25 protein-coding genes and 1 tRNA gene are annotated in these 24418 nt (G+C 66.3%); 17 read left to right on the forward strand and 9 right to left on the reverse strand.

What is annotated here, in order from left to right:
- The first annotated feature begins 21 nt into the window (after positions 1 to 21).
- Positions 22 to 2175: a TRAP transporter permease gene (locus BKM74_RS02635; RefSeq protein WP_086464125.1), complete on the forward strand. Its 2154-nt coding sequence runs from the start codon at positions 22 to 24 to the stop codon at positions 2173 to 2175.
- A gap of 20 nt (positions 2176 to 2195) precedes the next feature.
- On the opposite strand, the gene BKM74_RS02640 is transcribed toward BKM74_RS02635, so the two are convergent.
- Positions 2196 to 3389: a DUF1207 domain-containing protein gene (locus BKM74_RS02640; RefSeq protein WP_176342349.1), complete on the reverse strand. Its 1194-nt coding sequence runs from the start codon at positions 3387 to 3389 to the stop codon at positions 2196 to 2198.
- Positions 3390 to 3546: 157 nt separating this feature from the next.
- Positions 3547 to 3831 carry a glycine zipper domain-containing protein gene (locus tag BKM74_RS02645; protein WP_176342350.1) on the reverse strand — a complete coding sequence of 95 codons (285 nt, stop codon included), beginning with the start codon at positions 3829 to 3831 and terminating at the stop codon, positions 3547 to 3549.
- A 188-nt stretch (positions 3832 to 4019) separates the two neighbouring features.
- Between BKM74_RS02645 and BKM74_RS02650 the strand changes: the two genes are divergently transcribed.
- Positions 4020 to 4580, forward strand: coding sequence for a hypothetical protein (locus BKM74_RS02650; RefSeq protein WP_086464127.1), 561 nt, complete (start codon positions 4020 to 4022; stop codon positions 4578 to 4580).
- A 61-nt stretch (positions 4581 to 4641) separates the two neighbouring features.
- On the opposite strand, the gene BKM74_RS02655 is transcribed toward BKM74_RS02650, so the two are convergent.
- Together BKM74_RS02655 and BKM74_RS02660 are read right to left on the reverse strand one after the other, a co-directional pair.
- A tRNA-Ala gene (locus tag BKM74_RS02655) sits at positions 4642 to 4717 on the reverse strand.
- Positions 4718 to 4855: 138 nt separating this feature from the next.
- Entirely contained in the window at positions 4856 to 5353 is a 498-nt protein-coding gene (locus BKM74_RS02660) for a TIGR02300 family protein (RefSeq protein WP_086464257.1), read from the reverse strand.
- A 221-nt stretch (positions 5354 to 5574) separates the two neighbouring features.
- Between BKM74_RS02660 and aroA the strand changes: the two genes are divergently transcribed.
- The 4 genes from aroA to ihfB all read left to right on the forward strand — a co-directional run bounded on the left by aroA (position 5575) and on the right by ihfB (position 10010).
- On the forward strand, positions 5575 to 6927 hold the full coding sequence (gene aroA, locus BKM74_RS02665) for a 3-phosphoshikimate 1-carboxyvinyltransferase (RefSeq protein ID WP_086464128.1): 1353 nt from the start codon (positions 5575 to 5577) through the stop codon (positions 6925 to 6927).
- Positions 6924 to 7562: a (d)CMP kinase gene (gene cmk, locus BKM74_RS02670; RefSeq protein WP_086464129.1), complete on the forward strand. Its 639-nt coding sequence runs from the start codon at positions 6924 to 6926 to the stop codon at positions 7560 to 7562. Before aroA ends, cmk begins: the two co-directional genes overlap by 4 nt.
- A gap of 173 nt (positions 7563 to 7735) precedes the next feature.
- Complete coding sequence (gene rpsA, locus BKM74_RS02675; RefSeq protein WP_086464130.1) at positions 7736 to 9487, forward strand: 30S ribosomal protein S1; 1752 nt, start codon at positions 7736 to 7738, stop codon at positions 9485 to 9487.
- Between the two features lie 241 nt (positions 9488 to 9728).
- Complete coding sequence (gene ihfB / locus BKM74_RS02680; protein WP_008944030.1) at positions 9729 to 10010, forward strand: integration host factor subunit beta; 282 nt, start codon at positions 9729 to 9731, stop codon at positions 10008 to 10010.
- Positions 10011 to 10068: 58 nt separating this feature from the next.
- On the opposite strand, the gene BKM74_RS02685 is transcribed toward ihfB, so the two are convergent.
- Positions 10069 to 10419 carry a hypothetical protein gene (locus tag BKM74_RS02685; protein ID WP_086464131.1) on the reverse strand — a complete coding sequence of 117 codons (351 nt, stop codon included), beginning with the start codon at positions 10417 to 10419 and terminating at the stop codon, positions 10069 to 10071.
- Between the two features lie 179 nt (positions 10420 to 10598).
- Between BKM74_RS02685 and BKM74_RS02690 the strand changes: the two genes are divergently transcribed.
- The 7 genes from BKM74_RS02690 to BKM74_RS02720 all read left to right on the forward strand — a co-directional run bounded on the left by BKM74_RS02690 (position 10599) and on the right by BKM74_RS02720 (position 15069).
- Positions 10599 to 11054, forward strand: a complete 456-nt coding sequence (locus BKM74_RS02690; protein ID WP_086464132.1) for a tellurite resistance TerB family protein — start codon at positions 10599 to 10601, stop codon at positions 11052 to 11054.
- Between the two features lie 74 nt (positions 11055 to 11128).
- Positions 11129 to 11464 (forward strand): ferredoxin FdxA, encoded by a 336-nt coding sequence (fdxA, locus tag BKM74_RS02695; RefSeq protein ID WP_086464133.1) that lies wholly within the window; start codon positions 11129 to 11131, stop codon positions 11462 to 11464.
- 298 nt (positions 11465 to 11762) lie between these two features.
- Positions 11763 to 12260 carry a CarD family transcriptional regulator gene (locus tag BKM74_RS02700; protein ID WP_008944034.1) on the forward strand — a complete coding sequence of 166 codons (498 nt, stop codon included), beginning with the start codon at positions 11763 to 11765 and terminating at the stop codon, positions 12258 to 12260.
- Positions 12261 to 12393: 133 nt separating this feature from the next.
- Positions 12394 to 13194: a metallophosphoesterase family protein gene (locus BKM74_RS02705; RefSeq protein ID WP_086464134.1), complete on the forward strand. Its 801-nt coding sequence runs from the start codon at positions 12394 to 12396 to the stop codon at positions 13192 to 13194.
- A gap of 195 nt (positions 13195 to 13389) precedes the next feature.
- Positions 13390 to 14274, forward strand: a complete 885-nt coding sequence (locus BKM74_RS02710; RefSeq protein ID WP_086464135.1) for an RNA polymerase factor sigma-32 — start codon at positions 13390 to 13392, stop codon at positions 14272 to 14274.
- 142 nt (positions 14275 to 14416) lie between these two features.
- Positions 14417 to 14725 carry an NIPSNAP family protein gene (locus BKM74_RS02715; RefSeq protein ID WP_086464136.1) on the forward strand — a complete coding sequence of 103 codons (309 nt, stop codon included), beginning with the start codon at positions 14417 to 14419 and terminating at the stop codon, positions 14723 to 14725.
- Positions 14722 to 15069: an antibiotic biosynthesis monooxygenase family protein gene (locus tag BKM74_RS02720; RefSeq protein ID WP_086464137.1), complete on the forward strand. Its 348-nt coding sequence runs from the start codon at positions 14722 to 14724 to the stop codon at positions 15067 to 15069. Before BKM74_RS02715 ends, BKM74_RS02720 begins: the two co-directional genes overlap by 4 nt.
- Positions 15070 to 15089: 20 nt before the next feature.
- On the opposite strand, the gene BKM74_RS02725 is transcribed toward BKM74_RS02720, so the two are convergent.
- Positions 15090 to 16556 (reverse strand): M48 family metalloprotease, encoded by a 1467-nt coding sequence (locus tag BKM74_RS02725; protein ID WP_245825761.1) that lies wholly within the window; start codon positions 16554 to 16556, stop codon positions 15090 to 15092.
- Between the two features lie 26 nt (positions 16557 to 16582).
- A complete protein-coding gene (locus BKM74_RS02730; protein ID WP_086464139.1) occupies positions 16583 to 17368 on the reverse strand; it encodes a thermonuclease family protein in 786 nt (261 codons plus the stop codon).
- Positions 17369 to 17483: 115 nt separating this feature from the next.
- Between BKM74_RS02730 and pip the strand changes: the two genes are divergently transcribed.
- Positions 17484 to 18458, forward strand: a complete 975-nt coding sequence (gene pip, locus BKM74_RS02735) for a prolyl aminopeptidase (RefSeq protein ID WP_086464140.1) — start codon at positions 17484 to 17486, stop codon at positions 18456 to 18458.
- 71 nt (positions 18459 to 18529) lie between these two features.
- Positions 18530 to 19054, forward strand: coding sequence for an acyloxyacyl hydrolase (locus tag BKM74_RS02740; RefSeq protein ID WP_086464141.1), 525 nt, complete (start codon positions 18530 to 18532; stop codon positions 19052 to 19054).
- Between the two features lie 5 nt (positions 19055 to 19059).
- Here the strand turns inward: BKM74_RS02740 and asnB are convergent, their stop codons facing one another.
- Together asnB and BKM74_RS02750 are read right to left on the reverse strand one after the other, a co-directional pair.
- Positions 19060 to 20997 carry an asparagine synthase (glutamine-hydrolyzing) gene (gene asnB, locus BKM74_RS02745; RefSeq protein WP_086464142.1) on the reverse strand — a complete coding sequence of 646 codons (1938 nt, stop codon included), beginning with the start codon at positions 20995 to 20997 and terminating at the stop codon, positions 19060 to 19062.
- Positions 20997 to 22133, reverse strand: a complete 1137-nt coding sequence (locus BKM74_RS02750; RefSeq protein ID WP_086464143.1) for a glycosyltransferase family 4 protein — start codon at positions 22131 to 22133, stop codon at positions 20997 to 20999. The genes asnB and BKM74_RS02750 overlap by 1 nt, the downstream gene beginning before the upstream one ends.
- Positions 22134 to 22271: 138 nt before the next feature.
- Between BKM74_RS02750 and BKM74_RS02755 the strand changes: the two genes are divergently transcribed.
- Positions 22272 to 23495 carry an O-antigen ligase family protein gene (locus BKM74_RS02755; protein WP_086464144.1) on the forward strand — a complete coding sequence of 408 codons (1224 nt, stop codon included), beginning with the start codon at positions 22272 to 22274 and terminating at the stop codon, positions 23493 to 23495.
- Positions 23485 to 24414: a glycosyltransferase gene (locus tag BKM74_RS02760; RefSeq protein ID WP_086464145.1), complete on the forward strand. Its 930-nt coding sequence runs from the start codon at positions 23485 to 23487 to the stop codon at positions 24412 to 24414. The genes BKM74_RS02755 and BKM74_RS02760 overlap by 11 nt, the downstream gene beginning before the upstream one ends.
- Positions 24415 to 24418: the final 4 nt, after the last annotated feature.

Raw genomic sequence — 24418 nt, forward strand, 5'->3', positions numbered from 1 at the left:
CTCCAGTAACGGACCACTGCCTTGAGCGATGCCCGTCCCCAAACCAGCCAAGCGCCGTCCACCGATGAAAATGCCGGCGAGGTGAACAGTGCGGCCAATCTGCGGCCCGCCGATTCCCTGCCCGGCCGTGCGGCCTTCTGGGTCGGCATCGCGCTGGCGGTGCTGCATATCTGGATCAATACGCTGGGGACGATTTCCGAACTATGGGCGTCGGTGCTGCATTTCGGCGGCTTCGGCCTGCTCTGTGCGCTGCTCTATCCGGCCTGGCAGGCGAAGTCCGCCTCTGGCCGCGCCATGGTCCTGGCGCTCGATATCCTGCTCGGTCTGGCCGCTGTCTCGCTGTTCGCCTATCTGGTGCTGGGCGAGCCGACCTTCTATGCCCGCAATGGCGCCTTCTTCTGGTACGACTGGATATTCACGGCCATGGCCGTGCTGCTGGCGATCGAATTCACCCGGCGTACCACTGGCATGATCATTCCGATCCTGATCGTGCTGGCCTTTACCTATGTGACCCTGTGGGGCAACTGGTTCACCGGCGTGCTGTCCTTCAGCGGCCTTGGCTACGAGACGATGCTGTTCCGCAGCTTCTACTCCGATGACGGGATGTTCGGCGTCATCGCCACCATCTCCTACAGCTTCGTCTTCATGTTCATCCTGTTCGGCGCCTTCCTGGTGCGCTCCGGTGCGGGCGATTTCATCATCGATTTCGCGCGCGCAGTCGCCGGCAAGCTGATCGGCGGGCCGGGCTTCGTCGCCGTCATCGGCTCGGCGCTGATGGGGACGATTTCCGGCTCGGCCGTTGCCAACACCGTCTCCACCGGCGTCATCACCATTCCGCTGATGAAGCGCGCCGGCTTTCCCGCGAAGTTCGCCGCCGGGGTTGAGGCGACGGCATCGACGGGCGGCATGCTGATGCCGCCGATCATGGGGGCGGGCGCCTTCGTGATGGCCAGCTACACGCAGATTTCCTACCTGACCATTGCCGCCGTCTCGCTGCTGCCGGCGCTGCTGTATTTCTTCGGCGTCGCCTGTTTCGTGCGTGTCGAGGCGAAGAAGCAGAATATGGCGACGACGGACGCCGATGCGCCGCGCCTGCTCGCGGTGATGAAGCGCGGCATCACCTTCTTCATCCCGATCAGTCTGCTGATCTACATGCTGATCGACGGCTTCACCCCGACCTATGCCGCCGGCTATGCCATCCTCGCGACCATCGTCGCCTCCTGGTTCACCAAGACCCATCGCATGGGGCCGAAGGAGATCCTGGAGGCGCTGGCGACCGGTTCGCGCAACATGATCATGACCGCCGTGCTGCTGGTCTCCATCGGCATCGTGGTGAATGCGGTGACGCTGACCGGCATCGGCAACACCTTCTCGCTGATGATCAGCAACTGGGCTGGCGGCAACATTCTGATCGCCCTGGTGCTGATCGCGCTGGCCAGCCTGGTGCTGGGCATGGGGCTGCCGGTGACCGCCTCCTACATCGTGCTGGCGACGCTGTCCGCGCCGGCGCTGTCCGACATGATCGTGCAGAGCGAGCTGGTGAACGCCTTCGTCGCCGGCAATGTGCCGGACGCGGCCAAGGCGATCTTCATGCTGGTGGCGCCGGACAAGCTCGACCTGCTGAATGGCCCGATGAGCAAGGATGCGGCCGAGGCGCTGGTCGCCGCCATCCCGCCGGAGATGATGGGCACGGTGAAGGAATCGACGCTGACGCCGGCCGTCCTGACCACGGCGCTGCTGTCGGCGCACATGATCATCTACTGGCTGAGCCTCGATTCGAACGTGACGCCGCCGGTCTGCCTGACCGCGTTTGCCGCCGCCGCCATCGCCAAGAGCCCGCCGATGGCCACCGGCTTTACCGCCTGGAAGATCGCCAAGACGCTGTATATCGTGCCGGTGCTGTTCGCCTATACGCCGTTCCTGAACGGCGACCCGATCCTGGCGCTGGAGATCTTCGCCTTCGCGCTGGTCGGCATCTACGCCCTGATCGGCGCCATGGAAGGCTATCTGGAAGCGCCTGTCGCCTGGCCGATGCGCATCGTGCTGTTCGCCATCGGCATCACCATCCTGTGGCCGAACGACTGGACGGTGAACTTCATCGGCACCGGCCTGTTCCTCGCCTTCTTCGCCTGGAACCTGCGGGCCGACCGGCGGCTGCGCGCGGCAACCGCCTGAGGACTAATAGAACCTGAGGCCTAATAGAAGATGTGCAGCCCGATGCCGGCATAGTCGAGCCGGCGGTCGTAGAACTGTCCGTTCGGGTTGCGGCCGCTGTAATATTCCAGCAGCAGCATCACGCGCCGCCCGCCGACCACCGGATTGGTGAACTCGATACCGCCGCGCAGCGACATGTCGGTTGACCAGTCACTTTCCTCGCGATTGTGCAGGTCGGCGGCGAAGACCGGGCGGGCCACCCCGTCGAAGAAGGTGACGTCCGGCGTGATCTCGATGCCGTACTGCGCCGACCAGGGCTTCAGGTCCGACGGCTCCTTGTGGAACAGGAATCCGCCGCCGCCATAGACCCGGTAGGTGTCGTCGAACTCGTAGGACAGCAGCAGGTCCACCGCCTCGTAGCTGAGATTGACCCGGTTGTCCTGGTCCACATCCCCGCGCAGCAGATATTCGTCGCCGAGGTGCGAGCTCTGGTGATAGAGCCGCGCCATGGCGGAGAAATTATCGCGGCGGTAGGTCACCGGGATGCCGACCCAGTAATCGGCGTTGATCAGATCCTTCGATTCGGAATCGAGGTCGAACAGCGCGAACACGCCGGCCTGGAAGCCCAGCTCCCAATTGCCGTCATAGGGGGCGGGGCCGCGCAGCAGGCTGAATGTCTCGCCAAAGCTGGTCGAGCCGGCGTGCCGTACATCATCGTCATTGTCGTAATACTGATAGGAGGCGGAGAAATGCGCCCAGCGCGGGTCCGCCAGCAGGGCATCGAACAGCGGCTTGCCGGGCGGCAGGGCCACCGTCTGTTCGGTCGGGGTCGCCTGGGGCGAGACCGGAAGGCCTTCCGCCGCAGGGCGCGCCTGCGCCGTAACGCCGGCGAGTGTGCCTGGCGTAACGGCCGGCGCGGCCGCGCCGGCTTCCGTGATGCGTACCGCGCGCACACCTTTCAGCTTTTCCAGCGCCCGCGCGATCTCCGTGCTCGACTTGCCGGCGATGGCCTCAAGGCGCAGCGTGACCACGCCGTCCCGCACGCTGGCTGCATCGCCGGAGACGGCGAAATCGCGCTCCAGCACCGCCGAGACATAGCCGGCCAGGAAGACATCCTGGCGGCCCGGCAGGTCGTTCTGTGCCGCCGCCGGCAGGGACGGTCCAAGGACCGCCGCCGCGCAGAGCAGGCTGGAGAGGATCAGGGGGCGGAAATACTTGCTATCGGGTCGCTCCACGGGGCACTCCATCGGCACGATTCCTGGGGCACGTTTCCTGGTGATACGCAAGAAGGGCCGGCGCAGGGCCGACCCTTCGCGTCGAAGTCTTCTCCGCCATGGTAGGGGGGGTAGGGGGCATGGCGGCCGCTTCGACCAGTTTAATCCAGTTGGCGGGCTAATCTACCTTCACGTCGTCGTCGCTGGTCAGCGCGCCGGCAGCGGCACCGCCGGCACCGCCGATCACCGCGCCGGTCACCCAGCTGCCGGTCATCAGGCCGATGGCGGCACCGCCCGCGGCACCCAGCGCGCCGCCGGACAGCGCGCGCTGTTCCTGATTGTTCATACTGGAACAGGCGGACAGGGCCACAAGCGCCAGCGCAGCCATGGTTCCGGTGATGGCCCGCTGCGCGGTGCTGCGCGCGGGCTTAGCCTGCTCAATACGAATGGGGGTCATGTTCATGTCACCCTCCTCTGGATGATCTGGGGCCCGCGCGATGCGCCATGGGATGCGGGGGCGTCAAGGAGAGAACGCGGTGGCGGCGGTGGCGGTTCCCGGAAACTTCACGCAAAAGGTGGCGCGGACGCCTATCGTGGTGCATCGCCAACCGCTAAAGTCGGTTTCCAATGCGCAGCGCCAGGGAGGAAAGCATGGCCGCCACTGACCCGAATCGCGTCATCCTGACCGGAGAGAACCCGTTTATCCGCCTCAGTCACAAGGATGGCGACGCGAACAGCACTGATGCCAGTTTCTGGCGTCTCTATTTCAGCCCGGCCGGCCCCGGCCATGTGCTCTATCTGAAGAGCGAGCTGACCGAGGATCGCTGGGAGATCTATTCCGACAACATCGCGCTGGCGCGCTGGCTGCAGAACACGGAGCTGAAGGATACCGGCATCCCGGTGCAGGAGGCGGAGTTCGCCCAGCCGGAAGGCAACCCGCATTATTTCTGGACCGAGCGGGTGATGAGCGCCGATGGCGAGATCGCACTCACCTGGTACCAGACCGGCGATCCGCTGCTGATCCACACCCAGCCGAACGAGGTGCCGGGCCGGCAATACGGCCTGTCCACCATCCTGATGCCGGCGCTGGGCGCCAGGCTGACGCTGAACGGCATCGAAGCCTCGGGCAAACCCTGGCCGCGCGAGCGTGACGGGCGGCCGTTCAGCACCTGCGCGCTGGCCTTCTCCGAAAGCTGGACGGAGCCGCGCTGACGGCACCGAAAAGACCTGAATGAAAAAGGGCCGGAGAGATGTTCTCCGGCCCTTTTCGAATTGGTGGAGCCAAGCGGGATCGAACCGCTGACCTCTACAATGCCATTGTAGCGCTCTCCCAGCTGAGCTATGGCCCCTCAAGGTGCGCCGGCGGCTGGGGCCGTCCGGCGCAGGCGGAAGTGTTTAAGCCCTTCGTGGCGACAACGCAAGCCTGAGTTTGCGTTTTTTTGGCACCTGAGCCCTGCCCGTGAACGCGGTTCCGGCGGGCGGGCGGCTCAGCGCCCGCGCGGCTTCTCGTCCCCGTCCTCGTCCTCGTCGATCTCTTCTTCCACTTCGTCGAGGCTGTCCTCCTCCTCATCGTCGATGAGCAGGGCTTCTTCTTCATCGTCGTCGAGGTCGAGATCGATGTCCTCGTCCTCATCCTCGTCATCGGGGGCCACCCGCTTGGTGCCCGTCACCACGACATCCTCAAGCGTGTCGTCGGTATCGTCATCCTCGGCCAGGACATCGTCGTCGCCGACATCCTCGACGTCCTCGACGTCCTCGATGTCTTCCAGCGCATCGGTATCCTCGTCCTTGACGGGGCGTGCCTTCGCCTTCGCCGGAACCGGCTTGGCTTCGGCAACCGTGCGTACCTTGCGGCTCTTCAGCGCGGTCTCGAAATCGAAGGTGGTGCCACATTTCGGGCACACGATCGGATCGCGCTTCAGGTCGTAGAATTTCGCGCCGCAGCTATGACAGGTACGCTTAACGCCCCATTCGGGTTTGACCACTTGCCCCTCCGATGTCGTGAGCAGAAAATCCGCGTGCGACTTGCCACGGCATGCCAGCCAAGTCAAAGCGAAATTGATGCGGCACTTGTGCGCGCCGTGCAAGCGCAAGATGGTTTGGTTCGCTTTTCCGGGTTTCGAGGTTGGGCGGCGGGCCGGCAATATGTTAGAGACTCGCGCGATATCCGGCGCGGTCGCCGCGCCACCCGTTTCAGGAGGTTTCCTTGCATCCGCTCGTCTCCCGCCGTGCCGAGGCGCTTCGCGGCGCCGTCACCGCCCCCGGCGACAAGTCGATCTCGCACCGTGCGCTGATGTTTGGCGGCCTTGCCATTGGCGAGACGGCGATCCATGGCCTGCTGGAGGGCGAGGATGTGCTGAACACCGCCAAGGCGATGCGGGCCTATGGCGCGACCCTGAGGCGCGGCGAGGATGGTGTGTGGCGTGTGCGCGGTGTCGGCGTGGGCGGCCTTGCCGAGCCCGAGGACATGCTGGATCTCGGCAATTCCGGTACCGGCGCGCGGCTGCTGATGGGGCTGGCGGCGGGGCACCCGATCATCAGCTTTTTCACCGGCGATGCCTCGCTGCGCCGCCGCCCGATGGCGCGCGTCATGAAGCCGCTGGCCGAGATGGGCGCGCGCTTCGTGTCCCGCGAGGGCGGCCGGTTGCCGCTGGCGGTGACCGGTGCGTCCAGTCCGCTGCCCATCGAATACACGCTGCCGGTCGCCTCGGCCCAGGTTAAGTCGGCGATCCTGCTGGCCGGCCTGACCGCGCCGGGCGAGACCATCGTCATCGAGCCGGAACCGACCCGCGATCATTCCGAGCGCATGCTGCGCCATTTCGGGGCAGCGGTGCGCGTCGAGGACCGCGCGGACGGCACCCGTGCGGTCACGCTGACCGGCCAGCCGGAGCTGGTGGCGGCCACGGTCAGGGTGCCGGGCGATCCGTCCTCGGCCGCCTTTCCGGCGGTGGCGGCGCTGCTTGTCCCTGGCTCCGAGGTGCGGATTGCCAATGTCGGCGCCAACCCGCTGCGATTCGGCCTGTTCGAGACGCTGCTGGAGATGGGCGCCGATATCGCGCTGGAGAACCGGCGCGAGGAAGCCGGCGAGCCGGTGGTCGATCTGCTGATCCGCGCCGGCGCGCTGAAGGGTGTTGTCGTGCCGCCGCGCCGCGCCCCCAGCATGATCGACGAATATCCGATCCTGGCGATGGCGGCGGCGTGCGCCGATGGCCCCACCGTGATGGAAGGGCTGGCCGAGCTGCGCGTGAAGGAAAGCGACCGGCTGGGCGCGGTGGCGCGCGGGCTGGCCGCCTGCGGCGTCGAAATCGAAGAAGGCCCGGACCGGCTGGTGGTGCACGGCAAGGGCCGTCCGCCGGCGGGTGGTGCCATGATCGCGGCCAATCTGGATCACCGTATTGCCATGGCCTTCGCCGTGCTGGGGATGGTGACCGAGAAGCCGGTCTCGATCGACGATGGGGAGCCGATCGCCACCAGCTTCCCCGGCTTCGTGCCGATGATGAACGGGCTGGGGGCGGATATCGCGGACCAGCCGCCCCAGGCATCTGGCGCGCCGGCATGATCATCGCGGTTGACGGTCCCGCCGCGTCCGGCAAGGGCACCATCGCACGCCGTATCGCCCGGGAACTGGATTTCGCCTATCTCGATACCGGGCTGCTCTATCGCGGTGTCGGCGTGGCGGTGCTGGATCGCGGCGAGAATCCCGAGGATGCCGGGGCGGCGACGCGCGCGGCGGAATCCTTCGATCCGGCGCTGATGGCCGACCCCCGATTGCGCGGCGACGAGGCGGCGGTGGCGGCCTCCAAGGTCGCCGCGATTCCGGGTGTGCGCGCTGCCATGCTGGACTTCCAGCGCGGCTTCGGGCGCACCCCGCCGGACGGCAAGAAGGGGGCGGTTCTGGACGGGCGCGACATCGGCACGGTGATCTTTCCCGATGCCGATGTGAAGCTGTTCGTCACCGCCGCCGTCGAGGTTCGCGCCGAGCGCCGGCATAAGGAGTTGCTTGAGCGCGGGAGTCCTTCTATATATGCGCGCGTTCTGCAGGAGATGCAGGAGAGGGACCAGCGCGACCGGTCACGGTCGACAGCCCCGATGGCAATTGCACCCGATGCGGTTGTCATCGACACCTCGGCGCTCGACGTCGAGGCGGCCTTCGAGGCGGCGATGGATCCGATCCGGAAAAAGCACGACCGGTAGAACCCCGTCCGTTGAGCGCCGGCCTGGCCGCCGGTGCAAGATACGGACACCCGCCCTGGGCCTCCGAGAGCGAGGCAGGGCGGTTGCCCGCCGGCACCATCCAGCGGCCCCGGAAATCCCAAACCCATCCGGGGGCGCCGCACGGCAGGGCACATGGAAGGAGACTATTCTATATGGCCACACAGACCGCAACGGACACCTCGTCCGTCAAGGAAAGCTTTGCTGCACTGCTGGAGGAGTCGCTCGGCTCCGGTGACGGTCTCGAAGGGACCGTTGTCAAGGGCAGGGTGGTATCCATCGAGGGCGACTTCGCCCTCATCGATGTCGGCCTCAAGTCCGAAGGCCGCGTCCAGCTGAAGGAATTCGCCGCACCCGGCCAGAAGTCCGAAATTCAGCCGGGCGATACGGTCGAGGTCTATCTCGAGCGGATGGAAGACAAGAACGGCGAGGCGATGCTGAGCCGCGAGAAGGCCCGCCGGGAGGAATCCTGGGTCCTGCTCGAGAAGTCCTTCGAGGACAATCAGAAGGTCACCGGCGTGATCTTCGGTCGTGTGAAGGGCGGCTTCACGGTTGACCTGTCGGGGGCCGTGGCCTTCCTGCCGGGCAGCCAGGTCGATATCCGCCCGGTGCGCGACATCGGCCCGCTGATGGGCACGCCGCAGCCCTTCCAGATCCTGAAGATGGACCGTCGCCGCGGCAACATCGTCGTGTCGCGCCGCGCCGTGCTCGAGGAGAGCCGTGCGGAGGCCCGTTCGGAACTGGTCGCCTCCCTGAAGGAAGGCCAGGTGCTGAACGGTGTCGTGAAGAACATCACCGATTACGGCGCCTTCGTCGATCTGGGCGGCGTCGATGGTCTGCTGCACGTCACCGATATCGCGTGGCGCCGCATCAACCACCCGTCCGAGGCGCTGCAGATCGGCCAGACCGTCAAGGTCCAGGTCATCCGCTTCAACCCGGAAACCCAGCGTATCAGCCTTGGCATGAAGCAGCTTGAGGCCGATCCGTGGGAAGGCGTGGACGCCAAGTACCCGGTCTCGACCCGCTTCAGCGGCCGTGTCACCAACATCACCGACTACGGCGCCTTCGTGGAGCTGGAGCCGGGGATCGAGGGGCTGGTGCATGTCTCCGAGATGAGCTGGACCAAGAAGAACGTCCATCCGGGCAAGATCGTCTCCACCTCGCAGGAAGTGGAAGTGGTTGTGCTGGACGTCGATCCGGTCAAGCGCCGCATCTCGCTGGGCCTGAAGCAGACCCTGGCGAACCCGTGGGACGAGTTCGCGGCCAAGTTCCCGCCGCAGACCGAGGTCGAGGGCGAGGTCAAGAACATCACCGAATTCGGTGTGTTCATCGGCCTGCCGGGCGACATCGACGGCATGGTGCACTTCTCTGACCTTGATTGGCAGCGCCCCGGCGAAGAGGCCGTCAAGGACTACAAGAAGGGCGACATCGTGAAGGCCAAGGTGCTGGAAGTCGATGTCGAGAAGGAGCGTATCTCGCTGGGCATCAAGCAGCTCACCGAGGACACCTTCCCGAAGGGGACGGCGACGGCTGCCGCTGCCACCGGCGGTGCCGCTAGCGGTGGCGTGCGCAAGGGCTCGGTCGTGACCGCGACCGTGACCAAGGTCGAGGATAACGGCATCGAGGTCGAGGTGAGCGGGGCCATCGGCTTCATTCGCCGCGCCGACCTGTCGCGCGACCGTTCCGAGCAGCGCCCCGACCGTTTCGCCGTCGGCGAGAAGGTCGATGCCAAGATCACCAACGTCGATGCCAAGTCCCGGCGGATGACGCTGTCGATCAAGGCGCGCGAGATCGACGAGGACAAGCAGGTGATGGCGGAATTCGGCTCGTCCGATTCCGGCGCCAGCCTGGGCGATATCCTCGGCCCGGCACTCGCACGCGGCGGCGAGGCGGAAGACAAGAAGTAAGTCTTTCCCTAGGCTGCAAGCGATCAGGAACGCCCGGGCCCTTGTGCCCGGGCGTTTCCGCTTGTGGATACCTTCGAAAAATCCTTTGATCCGAACGGTTTACTTGACGCGCTCTGGCTAATCTGCCACCGTGCGTGAAGGAAAACGGCGGAAATGCGCCTAAAATACCGATGATGACGGCGCTACAGGCGGCGATATCGCGGGGGGCAAGACGGAAAAACGGCTGACAGGGGACGCTGCGATGACCAAATCGGAACTGATCGCGCGGTTAGCGGAGCAGAACCCGCATCTCTACCAGCGGGATGTCGAGCGTATCGTCTCGACCATCTTCGACGAGATCACCGCTGCCCTGGCACGCGGCGACCGGGTTGAGCTTCGGGGTTTCGGGGCTTTTTCTGTGAAGAAGCGCGATGCGCGGGTCGGGCGTAACCCGCGGACCGGCGATGCGGTGAAGGTGGATGCCAAGCATATCCCCTTCTTCAAGACCGGCAAGCAGCTGCGCGAGCGCCTGAACGCCGACTGAACGCCGGCCAGACAGCCCCCGCCTGATAGGGCAGGCCGGCTGACGGGCGCGCGCCCTTTTAGGCCTTCTTCGGTTTCCTGGCGTAATAATGCAGCAGTTTCTCGCGCTGCGATGGCGGCATGATCAGCCACCTGGCGGCAAGCCCGCCCGAATCGATTCGCGTCACCAGCACCATGCCATTCAGCCGGATCGTCCCGTCCGGCGCCTGGATGTCACGGATCACCGCTTCCACCCGCGCCCTTTGATTGGGGATGAGCCCGCCGCGATAGGGGTGGATCAGCAGACCCTCCGGCGACCAGTCATGCAGCGGATAGTCGCGCCCGTCGATCCGGACATAGGCATCGCCTTTCGGGTGCAGCCGGATATGGCGGCGGCGTTCTTTCAGTCGTGGGAGCATGGTGTTCTTCATGATGTTTGCAGCTCGTTGCGGCAGTCTTCTGGCCGCAGATTGGGCGCAGCATGATGAATAAACGGTTAATGCGCATAAAATACCATCTATTTTGACGGGGCGACTTGTCGCACCGCCTTACAAATATGCCCATTCCGTGAAGGGTTGTTGGCGCTGGGGCGCTGTGCTAGGGGAACGCCATGCTGAATAAGATCAAAGAGATTTTCGCGCCGAAGGCGGGAAATGTGAAGGATGCCCCCGTGCGGGATCGCCTGCATCTGGCCGCCGCGGCACTGCTGGTCGAGGCGGCCGCCACCGACGCGCAATATGGCGCGCCGCAGCGGGAGGTCGTCGAGCGGCTGTGCCGGGAGCAGTTTGCGCTGGATGCCGACGAGGCGGCGGAACTTGTGCGCGACGCCGAGGCGGAAATCGAGGGCACGAACGAGCTCTATGGGTTTACCCGCATCGTGCGCGAGGCGATGCCGCCGGAGGAACGGGTGGCCATCATCGAGATGCTGTGGGAGGTCGTCTATGCCGATGGCACCCTGCACGAATATGAGGCCAGCCTGTTGCGGCGCGTCTGCGGCCTGATCTATGTGACCGATCAGGATAGCGGCACAGCACGCAAGCGTGTGCTGGAGAAAATGGGGCTTTAGGGGCTGGGCCGTGCCGGGCGTCTTGTCGTCCGCCGGCTCGCTATTCTCGTTATGTTGGTAGGCTGGAGCGGACGATGACCTACGTGGTGACCGAGGCATGCATCAAGTGCAAATACATGGATTGCGTGGAGGTCTGTCCGGTGGACTGCTTCTACGAGGGCGAGACCATGCTGGTCATCCATCCGGACGAGTGCATCGATTGCGGGGTGTGCGAGCCGGAATGCCCGCCTGAGGCCATCATCCCGGATACCGAGGGCGAGGCCGACCGTTGGGTCGAGGTCAATCGCGACTTTGCGGAGAAATGGCCAAACATCACCCGCAAGGGCGAACCGCCGGCCGACGCAGACGAATATCGCGGCATGCCGGGAAAATTTGAGAAATTCTTTTCCGATAAGCCGGGCAAGGGCTGAGTCTTAGCCTCAGCCCGAATCTATTTGATTCTGTTCGGATTCTTGTTCACGCGCCGCGCCGGCGCGGGCCTTCGCGTGCATGATGTCCTGCTGATGCATGGGCGGAATGCGTGAGGAAGCTACCCTTATAAACCAAATTATGTTACGTTTTGTTGGTGGTGAGGGGTGTTTCGCCTGTCACGCTGCCGATTTCCCATATTCGGCCCTTAAGGGCTGCGCGGGTCGCGCCATTCCCGGATGGCGACAGGGCGGCGTCTTCTGTTTTCGGCGAACGGCTAAGAAAGGTCAGTTGGCTACAATGTCAAAAAAGATCGAGTTCTCAACCGGCGAGTTCGTGGTGTATCCGTCGCATGGCGTGGGCCAGATTGTCGGTCGCGAGACCCAGACGATCGCCGGTCACGAATTGCAGGTTTTCGTCATCGATTTCGAGAAGGACCGCATGACTCTGCGCGTGCCGGTGGCAAAGGCCGGTACGTCGGGCCTGCGGCCGCTCAGCAGCAAGAAGCAGATGCAGACCGCGCTGGCCAAGCTGAAGGGCCGCAGCCGCGCGCGCCGCACCATGTGGAGCCGCCGCGCCCAGGAATATGAGGCCAAGATCAATTCCGGCGATCCGGCCTCCATTGCCGAAGTGGTGCGCGATCTGCATCGCAACGCCTCGCAGCCGGACCAGTCCTACAGCGAGCGGCAGATGTATCAGGCGGCGCTTGACCGTCTGGCGCGGGAGTTCGCCGCGATCGAGAGCATCGACCCGGAAGCGGCGGCGCAGCGTCTCGAAGAGATGATGAGCGCGGCCTGACCGTAAGTGACGGCAAAAAAACAGAGGTGCCCGGCGGAGCTGTTCGCCGCGGCGCCTCTTTTCTTTTCAGCGGTTCTGCGGCACCGTCTCGGGCGATGGAACAAAGCACCTGCCAGGACGATTTCAATAGAGCATGAGTGATCGCGACAAGTTTGCCGTACTCCGCGGAGGCGGGCGGGTCTGGGCTGTAGGCGCCATTCATGGCGATGCCGAGCGGCTGTCGCGCCTGCATGATGCGCTGGCGGCCCGGCTGGAAGATCGCGACTGCCTGGTCTATCTCGGCAATTTCCTGGGCCGCGGCACACGGATCGTGGAAACCATCGACGAGTTGCTGCGCTTCCGCATTGCCTTTCTCGCCCGGCCCTACGGTTTTATCGAGGATATCGCCTTCCTGCGCGGCAATCAGGAGGAGATGTGGGACAAGCTGCTGCAGCTGCAATTTGCCCCCAACCCGCCCGAGGTTCTGGCCTGGATGCTGCGGCAGGGATTGCAGGGCACCATGACGGCCTATAGCAGCACCGCCGAGGAGGCGCTCGGCATCGCCCGCCAGGGGGCGGTGGCGATCTCGCGCTGGACCGGGCAGCTCAGGGCCGGCATGCAGTCTCACCCCGGACACATGCAGCTGTTGCACAGCCTGAAGCGCGCGGCCTACACGGATGATGGCGGACTGCTGTTCGTGAATGCCGGCATCGACCCCGAACGGCCGCTGACCGCGCAGAGCGACAGTTTCTGGTGGGGTGGCGGCAGTTTCGGGCGGATATCCTCCCCCTATGGCGGGTTCGCCAAGGTGATCCGCGGCTTCGACCCCTCGCATGGCGGTGTTGCCGACACGCCCTATACGGCCACCATCGATGCCGGATGCGGCTATGATGGCGGGCTGGTCGCGGCGTGCTTCGCCCCCGATGGCAGCGTGCTGGACTGGATCGAAAGCTGATCCCAGGCAGGGTCTCTGCCCGGAGCGTCTCCCGGCGGCTGACATGAGCGCCGCGAAGAATGATCAGCCGTTCACCGGCCTGTGATCCATCCCTTTGGTCATTGCGTACTAAGCTGTGAAAACCAGCCAGGAATGGCGGCATCCGATACCCATCGGGTTTAAGCCGCCCCGGCATCGTCAAGGGATGCTTATGCAATGGCCTATATCGACGACCCGGATACCCAGCGCGCGAACCTGACCTTCATCCGCACCTCGATGAAGGAGCCCTTGCTGAGCCGTGAGCATGAGCATGATCTTGTGTGCCGCTGGCGCCTCGATAATGACGAGGCCGCGCTGCACGAACTGATCCGCTCCTACACCCGCCTGGTTATCGGCACCGCCTCGAAATTCCGCAATTACGGCCTGCCGATGGGCGACCTCGTGCAGGAAGGCAATGTCGGGCTGATGCAGGCTGCCGCGCGCTTCGATCCCGAACGCGAGGTCCGGTTCTCGACCTATGCGATCTGGTGGATTCGCTCCGCCATCCAGGACTATATCCTGCGCAACTGGTCGATCGTGCGCACCGGTACCACCGCTGCCCAGAAGTCGCTGTTCTTCAACCTGCGCCGGCTGCGCGCGCGGATCAACGATATCGGCGCGACCAGCATGACGCAGGAGGCGCGGGAGAAGGTCGCTCGCGAACTGCGGGTCAGCCTCAGGGAAGTCGAATCCATGGAGGTGCGGCTGGGCAGCGCCGACCAGTCGCTGAACGCCACCATCGGCGAGACAGGCGAGGATAGCTGGCAGGATTTCCTGTCGGACGAGCGCCCCAGCCCGGAAATCGCCGTCGCGGGATTGCGCGATGCCGCCAGCCGGTCGCGCTGGCTGGCCGAGGCGCTGTCCGATTTGTCGCCGCGCGAGCGGGTCATCATCGAGCGCCGCCGGCTCGTCGATGAAGGGGCGACCCTGGAGGAGCTGGGCCGCGAGCTCGGCGTCTCCAAGGAGCGCATCCGCCAGCTCGAAAGCCGCGCGATGGACAAGCTGCGCGTCTTGATGATGCGCAATGTCTCCCACTTCGACGAATTGTTCGTCGAGGAATAATTCTTTCCTTCCCCCTCCCTCAGCCTCCCCCTACAGGGCGCCTTACCGGCGCCCTCTTTTTTCATGGTTAGCTCCCGTCCGAAACAATTGCCTGGCCGGTTGCCTCATCTTCCGCTCATTCCGATGACGAGAGGAAGAAACCATGAGTGTTACCTGCTGTATTCGCTATGAAATCGATCCGTTCCAGCGTGACGCCTTCGCCGCCTATGCGCGCAACTGGCTGCGCATCATCCCAGCCTGTGGCGGCGACCTGCTGGGCTATTTCCTGCCGCATGAAGGCACGAATTACGAGGCGCTGGCGCTGATCTCCTTCCCCAGCCTCGCCGAGTACGAGGCCTACCGCGCGCGGCTGAAGACCGACCCGGACGGCGCCGCCAATTTCCGCATGGCGCAGGAAAAGCGGTTCATCCTGAAGGAGGAGCGCACCTTCCTGACGCCGGTGGCGCCATGATCGCGGTGATCTTCGAGGTCGAGCCGGCGGCGGGCTGCCGGCAGGCCTATCTCGACATCGCCGCCGAGCTCAGACCGCTGCTCGATGGGATCGACGGGTTCCTCTCCATCGAGCGCTTCGAGAGCCTGACGCAGCCCGGCAAGATCCTGTCGCTGTCGTTCTGGCGCGACGAGGCGGCTGTCGGCGAATGGCGCCGCCTGGAGGCGCACCGCGCGGCGCAGGCGAAAGGGCGGTCCGGCCTGTTCGCGGATTACCGGCTGCGCGTCGCTGCTGTGATGCGCGATTACGGCCTTGACCGCCGCACCGAGACGCCGCCCGATCTGAAGGCGGCGCACGGCGGGTAGGTGGGCGGATAGCGCCCTTGCTACTCGGTGACGATCTTCACCAGCGTGCCGGCGGGCGGCACCTGCCCGACCTGCAGCCCGTTCAGGGCGGCGAAGCGTTCGGCGGCCAGCGGTCCGGCCGGCATCTTGCCGGCCAGGGCCGCCGCCGTATCGCCGGTGCGGACCTTGTATATCTTCAGCCTCTCGGGTTTCACCTTCGCCGCCTCGGCGGCACTCAGCCGGCGGAAGCTGTAGGTCGTCTCGCGCAGCCCCTGGGAAAGCTGCGCCGTCAATTGCGGCGGGGTGATGAAGGCGAAGCGGTAGAACCGTCCGTCGCCGCCGGCGATCGCCACCAGCCGCACATCGACGGCGCTACTGTTGCTGTTGGCGCGTACGGAACCGGTGGCGGCGGGCAGCCCGTTCACCGTGATGGCCTCGACGTTGGGCAGGCGCAGATTGCCGGCCCAGGCGCGCAGGTAATCGCTTGCGCTGGGATTGCCCTGTGCCTTGCCGATGTCGAAGCTGATGACGGCGCCGTTGGGGCCGGCCGCCTGTACCTTGGTCTGGCCATTCACCAGCGTGAAGCCGTCGGGCACGCTGAAACGGAAGCGTAAGGCCGGATGGATGAAGTCCTGGCCGCGTACGAGACCCTGTTCCGGATTGTCGCCATAGAGCATGCCGTTCAGGCGCTGGAGATATTCGTCGCGGGCAATGCGCGGGTTGGCGACCGCGGCGACATTCGCCGCCTGCCGGGCGGCCTCGACCCGGTCCAGCGTGCGCGGATGCGTTGCCATGATGTTGGTCTGATCGACGGTGTCGGGCGATTTTCCCGCAAGCTGCGCCTGCAGCCGGGAATGGCGGTCCAGCTTGGCCAGGAAGCTGGCCATCGCGTCGGGCGCGTAGCCGGCGCGGGTCAGGTAGCGCACGCCCAGCGTATCGGCCTCGAATTCCTGGCTGCGCGAATAGCTTTGCAGATAGGCCTGTGCGCCATAGCCGGCGACGTTCGCCAGTTCGTTCGACTTGGTCAGCACGCCGAGCAGCGCCACGCCCAGATTGGCAACCACACTCTGGCTGTAGCGCTCGGCGGAATGCCGTGCGGTGACGTGGCCGATCTCATGCGCCACGACGCCGGCAAGCTCCGCCTCGTTTTCTGCCAGCGCCATCAGGCCGCGCGTCACATAGACATAGCCGCCGGGCAGGGCGAAGGCGTTGACGATCGGCGAATCCAGCACGGTGAAGGTGAAATTCAGATCGGCCATCTCCGACTGCGCCGCCAGCCGCCCGCCCAGCTCCGAGACGTAGGCGGCGATGTTGCGCTCGTCATAGGTGCCGCCGAACTGCTCGGTGATCTTGGGATGCTGTTCCTGTCCGACCTGGCGTTCCTGCTGCGGCGACATCAGGGCGGCAAACTGCTCCTCCCCGGTCGCCGGATTGGTCGTGCAGGCCGGCAGCAGCGCGGCTGCGCCCAGCAGGCCAAGCGCTGCCAGCAGGCGGATCGGATTGGCCATGTTTCTGGCTTGGGTTCGGTGCGGCATCATCTTTCCAGTACCTCGATCTGTTCCGGATGCGTGGCCTCTATCATCGGGCCGTTCCATTCCTTCAGCCAGCCCCGGACCCGGATGGTCCGTCCTGCGAGCGTCAGCGGGTCGACATTCATTTCCTGGAACAGGCGTCCGGCGCGCCGTTCGATGGTGATTGTGAAATCAGACCTGAAATCCGCGGCAAAATTAAGGTAGACGCGCGCACCCTTGCGTTCGGCCTTCAGGACCGTGCCCTCGACCAGCTGGAAACTGTCGATATGGCTGCCGGCCTCGCGGTGATCGAGGATGCGGTAATAGGGATGCGCCCAGATGCCCCGGCGCGCCGCACGGGCCTCGCTTTCCAGCGCCAGCATGTCGGCCACCGCCGCGCGGTTGTCGGGGAAGGAATAGACCCTGGCCATGCCAAGGCGCAGCATTTCCCCCTGCACCCACAGATCGTCGCCCGCGCGGAACAGATGTGCCAGCAGCCTTTCGTGCCGGTCCTGCCGTGCGCCGCCATAGGCCAGCACCAGCTCCCGGCCGAGGGCGATCTTGGCCAGCGCCTGCTTCGATTCCTCGGCCAGCGGCCAGCTTCGAAAGTTGCGCCGCCCCAGCGGCAGCTTCGGTGCCTGCAGCCCGACCAGCCTGACTTCGCGCCCATTTTCCAGCACCAGCGTATCGCCATCGACGATCTCGACGGCGCGGGCCGTCTCGTCACGCACCAGCGCGTCCGACCGGGCAAGGGAGGCCGGCAGACTCAGGATGGCGATCAGCAGCAGCGTGGACAGGCGCAAGAGCATGATCCTTACTTAGCAGGGAACGGCCGACTCGCAACGTCATTGACGCGGGCGGCCCGGCACCGTTCCATATCCTTCAGGAGAAACCGTTCACGTCCGGCATAGAGGAGAAGCCGCCATGCCGCCTGAAGACGCCCTGCCGCTCTATCCCGAGATCGAGCCCTTCGAGACCGGCATGATGTCCGTGGGCAGCGATCACACGCTCTATTGGGAACAGTCGGGCAATCCGGACGGGATTCCGGTGGTCTTCCTGCATGGCGGACCGGGGTCGGGCGCCACGCCGATGCACCGCCGTTTCTTCGATCCCGAAACCTATCGGATCGTGGTGTTCGACCAGCGCGGGTCTGGCCGCTCCACGCCGCTGGGCAGCCTGACCGACAACACCACCGCGCATCTGATCGCCGATATGGAGGCGCTGCGCCGGCATCTCGGCATCGCCCGCTGGCTGGTGTTCGGCGGCTCCTGGGGTTCGACCCTGGCGCTCGCCTATGGTGTCGCGCATCCGGCCTCCTGTCTGGGCTTCGTGCTGCGCGGCATCTTCCTGGGAAGGCGCGCGGAGATCGACTGGTTCCTGAACGGCATCCGCACCGTGTTTCCGGAGAACTGGCGGAAATTCGCGGAATATCTGCCGGAGGAGGAGCGCGGCAATCTGCTCGCCGGCTATTACCGCCGGCTGGTCGATCCGGACCCGGCCATCCACATGCCGGCAGCCAGAAGCTGGAGCACCTATGAAGGCAGCTGCTCCACCCTGCTGCCCAACGCGCATCTGGTTGGCAGCTTCGCGGAAGAGCGCCACGCGCTCGGCATGGCGCGGATCGAGGCGCATTATTTCCGCCATGACTGCTTCATCGATGGCGAGGTGCTGCTGCGCCGGGTGGAGCTGATCCGGCAGCTTCCGGCGGTCATCGTGCAGGGCCGCTATGACATGGTCTGCCCCATCGTCACCGCCGATGCGCTGGCGCAGGCCTGGCCGGAGGCGGATTATCGCGTCATCCCCGATGCCGGCCATTCGGCGATGGAGCCGGGCATTGCCAAGGCGCTGGTCGAGGCGACGCGCGGCATGCTGGAAAAGCTGTCGGCTGTGGAGGGATAGGAAAGCCGCGCTTGCACGCCGCCGCTCAACCCGTATGATCTGCGCGGGGTCTGTTCCAAGGAGGGGATATCGTGAGCAGCAAGAACGGGTTGCGGTCGCTGGCCTTTGGCGTGGCGGCGTGCGCTGCACTGGCTTTTTCCGGTCAGGCAAAGGCAGAGGAGCCGGCTTTCCTGGCGCTGTCCGGCGGCGCCTACGATGTGAATGACAGCTTCACCGCCGGCGAGTTCCGCGCCGAATACCGCTTCGCCGAAAAGCACAAGCTCTGGGTCTTCACGCCGTTCATCGGCGTCATGGGCACGACCGATTCCGCCGTCTATGGCTATGCCGGCATCGGCATGGACATCTTTTTCGGCCGGCGTGTCGTGCTGACCCCGAACTTCGCGGTTGGCGCCTATCATGACGGCGACGGCAAGGATCTGGGTCATGCGGTCGAGTTCCGCTCCGGCCTGGAACTGGCCTATCGGTTCGACAACCGCTCGCGCCTCGGCATTGCCGTGCACCATATCTCCAATGCCAGCCTGGGCGACAGCAACCCCGGCACGGAATCGGTTGTGCTGACCTACGCCATTCCGACCGACATGTTGCTGGGCCGCTAACGCCGCTACAGCTCCCAGCGTTGCCGCCAGGCCTGCAGCATCAGCACCGCCCACAGCCTGCTGCCATGATCGCGCGTGCCTGCCAGATGTTCGTGCCAGGCGGCGCGGATCGGACGCGATTCCAGCAGCCCGTCCGCCGATAAGGATTCTGCGCCCAGCAGGCTTTCCGCCCAGTCGCGCAACGGGCCGCGCAGCCAGCCATCCAGCGGCACGGAGAATCCGGCCTTCGGGCGTTCGAACAGCGCGCGCGGGACGTGCCGTTCCAGAATTTGCCGCAACGGCCATTTGCTTCGGCCGTCGCGGTGCAGAAGGGATTTCGGCAGCCGCCAGGCGAGTTCCGCTACCCGGTGGTCGAGCAGCGGCACCCTGACTTCCAGCCCGCAGCCCATGCTGGCGCGGTCCACCTTGGCCAGAACATCGTCGGGCAGGTAGGTCAGCGCATCCATCAGCCGGGCACGGTGGAACGGATCGGCGACCCTCGCCGCGATGCCCAGCTCCTCCGCCGCCGTGCCACGCCGCACCGCCCCCGGCACCAGCCCTTCCGCCGCCGGCCAGTGGGTGATCAGGCGGCGGTACATATCGTCCGGCCCGTCCAGCGGCAGCACCGAGGCCAGCTTGCCGACCTTGTCGCCCAGCATCGGCGGGCGGTAGCGGTCCGGCAGTGCGCCGGCCAGCTTTGACCAGGCGCCCGAGGACGGCATCTTCAGCAGCGCCGAGGCCACCTGCCGCATCGGGCGCGGGACGGCGGAGACCCGGTCCCACACCGCCTCGCCGATGCGGTGCCGGTGATAGCCGCCGAACAGCTCGTCGCCGCCATCGCCGCTCAAGGCCACCGTCACCTGCTGGCGGGCGAGGCGGGAGACCAGCAGCGTCGGAATCTGCGAGGCGTCGGCGAAGGGTTCGTCATAGAGCTCCGGCAATTCCGGCACGGTGTTGCGGGCGTCGCTTTCCGTCAGATAGAGCTGCGTATGGTCGGTACCGAGATGGCGGGCGATGGCGCCGGCCAGCGGTGCCTCGTCCAGGTCGCTGTCCTGGAAGCCAATGGTGAAGCTGCGCACCGGCCGGTCGCTGGCCTGCTGCATCAGCGCCGTAACCACCGCCGAATCGATGCCGCCCGACAGCAGCACGCCCAGCGGCACGTCGGCCACCATGCGCCGCGTCACCGCATCGCGCAGCAGCGGTTCCAGCAGCGCCAGCGCGGCATCTGCATCCTCGGGCAGCGGGTCGGCGAGGCCGGCCAGGGCCACATCGCGCAGATCCCAGTAACGGGTCAGGCGCGGTTCCCCCTCGGGGCCGATCTCCAGCAGGCAGCCGGGCGGCAGCTTCCCGATGCGCCGGTAGATGCTGTGCGGGGCGGGCACATAGGCATGGCGCAGATAGGCGGCCACGCTGTCCCGGTCGATCTCGCGGGTCCAGTGCGGGCAGGCGGCCAGCGCCTTCAGTTCGGAGCCGAACAGCACCAGCCCGTCGCTCTTGCCCCAGTAGAGCGGCTTCACGCCCATGCGGTCACGGCCGAGCGTCAGACGGCGCCCCGATCGGTCCCAGACCGCGAAGGCGAACATGCCGATCAGCCGCGCCACCGTGGCGGATATCCCCCAGCGGGCGAAGCCTTCCAGCATCACCTCCGCATCACAATCGCCCCGGAAGGCCACACCGTCGTCTTCCAGCTCCCGGCGCAGCTCCCGGTAATTGTAGATTTCGCCATTATAGGTCAGCACCAGCCGCCCGTCGGCGCTGACCATCGGCTCGTGCCCGGCGGGCGACAAATCGATGATGGCAAGCCGCCGGTGGCCGAGCGCGATGCCGGCGGCTTCGTCCTGCCACAGCCCTTCATCGTCCGGCCCGCGCCGGGACAGCGCCGCTGTCATTGCAGCGATGCTGTCCGACATCAGATCGGGCGACAGCCGCCCTTCGAGGTCGAGCAGCCCGGCAATGCCGCACATCAGGCGGTCTCCCGCAGGATGCGTTCATAGAGATCGACCGTCTCGCGGCCGATGGCCTCGTCCCCGAACAGTGTTTCGGCGCGTTGCCGGGCAGCGGCGCCCAGGCGCTGGCGCCGTGCGGTGTCGCCGGCCAGCTCCAGCAGCGCGTTGGCCATCGCCGCCGGATCGTTCGCCGGCACCAGCAGGCCGGCCTCGCCATCGGGGCCGACGACATCGCGGCAGCCCGGCACGTCGGTAGCGACCAGTGGCCGGGCGCAGGCCGCGGCCTCCAGCAGGCTCTTCGGCACGCCCTCGCCGCCGCGCGAGGCGAGCAGGCCGATATGCGCGCGCCGCCAGACCGTCCGCACATCCGCGACCGGCCCCAGCCACTCGATGCCCGGCTCATCCGCCCAGCGGCGCAAGCTCGCCTCATCGAAGGAGGCCGGGTTGGCCGGGTCCGGCGCGCCCGCCAGCAGCAGGCGGATATCCTGGCCGCCGCGCTGCAACCGCCGCACCGCCTCGACCGCCGTGTCGATGCCCTTTATCCGCAGCATGCGGGAGACCAGCGCCACGGTGACCGGCCCGGCCGGTTCCGGCAGGGCCGCGAAATGAGTGAGATCGATGCCCGAACCGCGGATCAGGACGGTGCGGTTAGCCTCGGTGAGGCGCAGCTTCAGCGCCAGCGCGCGGTCATCCTCATTCTGCAGCAGCGTCCAGGCATTGCGGCGGTTGGTGAGCGGCGGCAGCAGGGCGCGAACGCCAGCGCGGATCAGCGTTGCCTTTGCCGTCGCCGTGCCGCCCAGATAGCCGAAGCCGGTGACCGCGTTCACGCTGGCGCGCACACCGGCCAGCCGGGCGGCCAGCGCGCCGGGGGCGATGGATTTCAGCGCCACATGATGCACGATGTCGGGCCGTTCCCGCCGGTACAGCTTCGTCAGCACCCGGACCGTCGCCAGCTGGTGGGCGATGCCGCCCTCGCGGCTCCAGGGCAGCGGGATCAGGCGGAAGCCCTCCTGCTCGATGCGCTTGCCATGGGCGTTCACGCGGGTCGCCACCAGCACCTCGAAGCCGGCATCGCGCGCGGCGCGCGCCTGCGGCAGGCGGTGCGACCAGAAATACCAGTCCTCGGTAACCAGAAACAAAAGTCGGCGGGTCAAGGGAACCGTCCTTCCATATCCATCGCCGTGCTTACGCGCTGCGCCGTCCCTTTGTAAAGCATGCCGGCGTCTTGACGGGCCGCGGCGGCACTGGTCTAGTCCCCGGAACCTCCCCGTCCGCCGGAGCCGGATGCGCCCGTGACGACGCCCAGCCGCTTTTCGCCCGATGCCTGCCTGACCTGGAACCTGCGCCTGCTCGGGCTGTGGATACTGGCGATGGGCGCGCTTCTGCCCTGGGCGCCGCGCGCCCTGCAGATTGGCCTGTTCGCGGTGGCGCTGCTGACAATCGTCCTGCACTGGGCCGGCCAAGGGCGGTTTCCCTGGCCGCGCTATCGGCTGGCGCTGCCGATGGCGCTGTTCTTCGCCTATGCCTGCCTGACCGCGGTATGGAGCGTGAACCGCGCGGATGCCCCCGCCCAGGCGGGCCAGTTCCTGCTGGTCTATGGCGTTGCGCTGCCTTTCTTCGCGGCACTTCTGGCGATGCCGGGGGCGGCAGTGCGCCCGGCGGCGAAGGCGGTGCTGGCTGGCCTTGCGCTGGGTGTCGGGCTGTTTCTTGTCGAGCTGTTGCTCGACCAGCCGATCTACCGGCTGACACGCGGCATGGATTTCACGGAGATGATCGGCGCGAATGCAATCAACCGCCCGGCGGCGGTCTCCGCGCTGCTGGTCTGGCCGCTGGCCTATGGTGTCTGGCGGCTTGGCTGGCGCAAGTTGGCATTGGCGCTGCCGGTGCTGTTCGCCGTGGCGGTGGCCTTCTCCTCCAGCCAGTCGGCGCTGGCCGGCATGCTGACCGGGCTGCTGTTCTGGCCGCTGGCCGCGATCTCCTTGCGCGCCGCGCGGCGGCTGTTGCGGGTTGCGGTGGCGGTGGCCTTCCTCACCATGCCCTTCCTGGCGCAGGCGCTGCAGGCGTCGGGTCTGGCCGATGCGCCGTGGCTACCCTTCTCAATGGGGCACCGGGTACTGATCTGGAACCATGTCGCCGGCCTGGCGCTGGAGCGGCCCTTCTTCGGCTGGGGGCTGGACGCCTCGCGCGTGCTCAGCGATTTCGCCACCGTGCCGGGGGGCACCTTGCGGGGCGTCATCGAGCTGCTGCCGCTGCACCCGCATAATGCGCCCTTGCAGATCTGGCTGGAACTGGGCGGCATCGGCGCGCTGCTGGCGCTGGCGATGGCCTGGGTGCTGCTGCGCGCCATCGGCAAGCTGGACCGGGCGGCGCAGCTGTTCGCCTATCCGCTGTTCGCCTGCGGCCTGTTCATGAGCGGCACCGCCTATGGCGCCTGGCAGACCTGGTGGATGAGCGGGTTTCTGACCGCAGCGGCGGCCTTCCTGATCCTGTGGCGCGGAGCGTCGGATGAGCGTTGACCGGGAGCCGCTGGTAGAGGTGGTGCTGTCCAGCTATGACGGCGCCGCCTGGCTGGACGCCCAGATATCCAGCATCCTCGGCCAGACCCACGGCACTCTCCGGCTCAGCGTGCGCGACGATGGGTCGCGCGACGGCACACCGGATGTGCTGGCGGCCTGGGCGGCGCGGGAGCCGCGGTTTTCGTTCCGGCTTGGCAGCCGCAATCTCGGCCCCAGCGGCAGCTTCTTCCGGCTGCTGGACGGGGTGGGGGAGGATGCCGCCTTCGCCGCCTTCGCCGATCAGGACGATGTGTGGGAGGCGGACAAGATCGCCCGGGCGGTCGCGGCACTGTCGGCCCTGCCCGAGGGGGTGCCCGGCCTGTATTGCGCGCGTGTCGTCATCGTTGACGAAGACTTGCAGCGGCGCGGCCTGTCGCCTCTGCCCGGACGCGGTCCCAGCCTGGCCAACGCGCTGATCGAGAACATTGCCATCGGCTGCACGTCGGTGCTGAACCGCGCGGCGCTCGACCTGCTGCGCGCCGAATGGCCGGCCCAGCCAGCCAAGCATGACTGGTGGGCCTATCAGGTGATTTCCGCATTGGGCCAGGTGATCTACGACCCGCGCCCGGCGCTGAAATACCGCCAGCATGGCGGCAACATGACGGGGGCGGGATATACGCCGCTCGACCGCTTCCTCGGCAAGGTCGGGCGCCAGCTGAATGGCGAGCAGTCGGCGCTGCGCCGGCATCAGGCCCGCGAGTTGCTGCGGTTGTTCGGCGACCGGCTGGCGGCGTCGGACAGGGTGCTGGTCGAGGATTTCCTGGACAGCACGCACGGACTGACGGACCGGCTGCGCTATGGGCTCTGCGGCGACGTGCATCGCCAGCACTGGCTGGATAATCTGGCCTACAGGCTGCTGTATGTGATCCGAGGCGTTTAAGCCG

The sequence above is a fragment of the Oceanibaculum nanhaiense genome (assembly GCF_002148795.1).
GTDB lineage: Bacteria > Pseudomonadota > Alphaproteobacteria > Oceanibaculales > Oceanibaculaceae > Oceanibaculum > Oceanibaculum nanhaiense.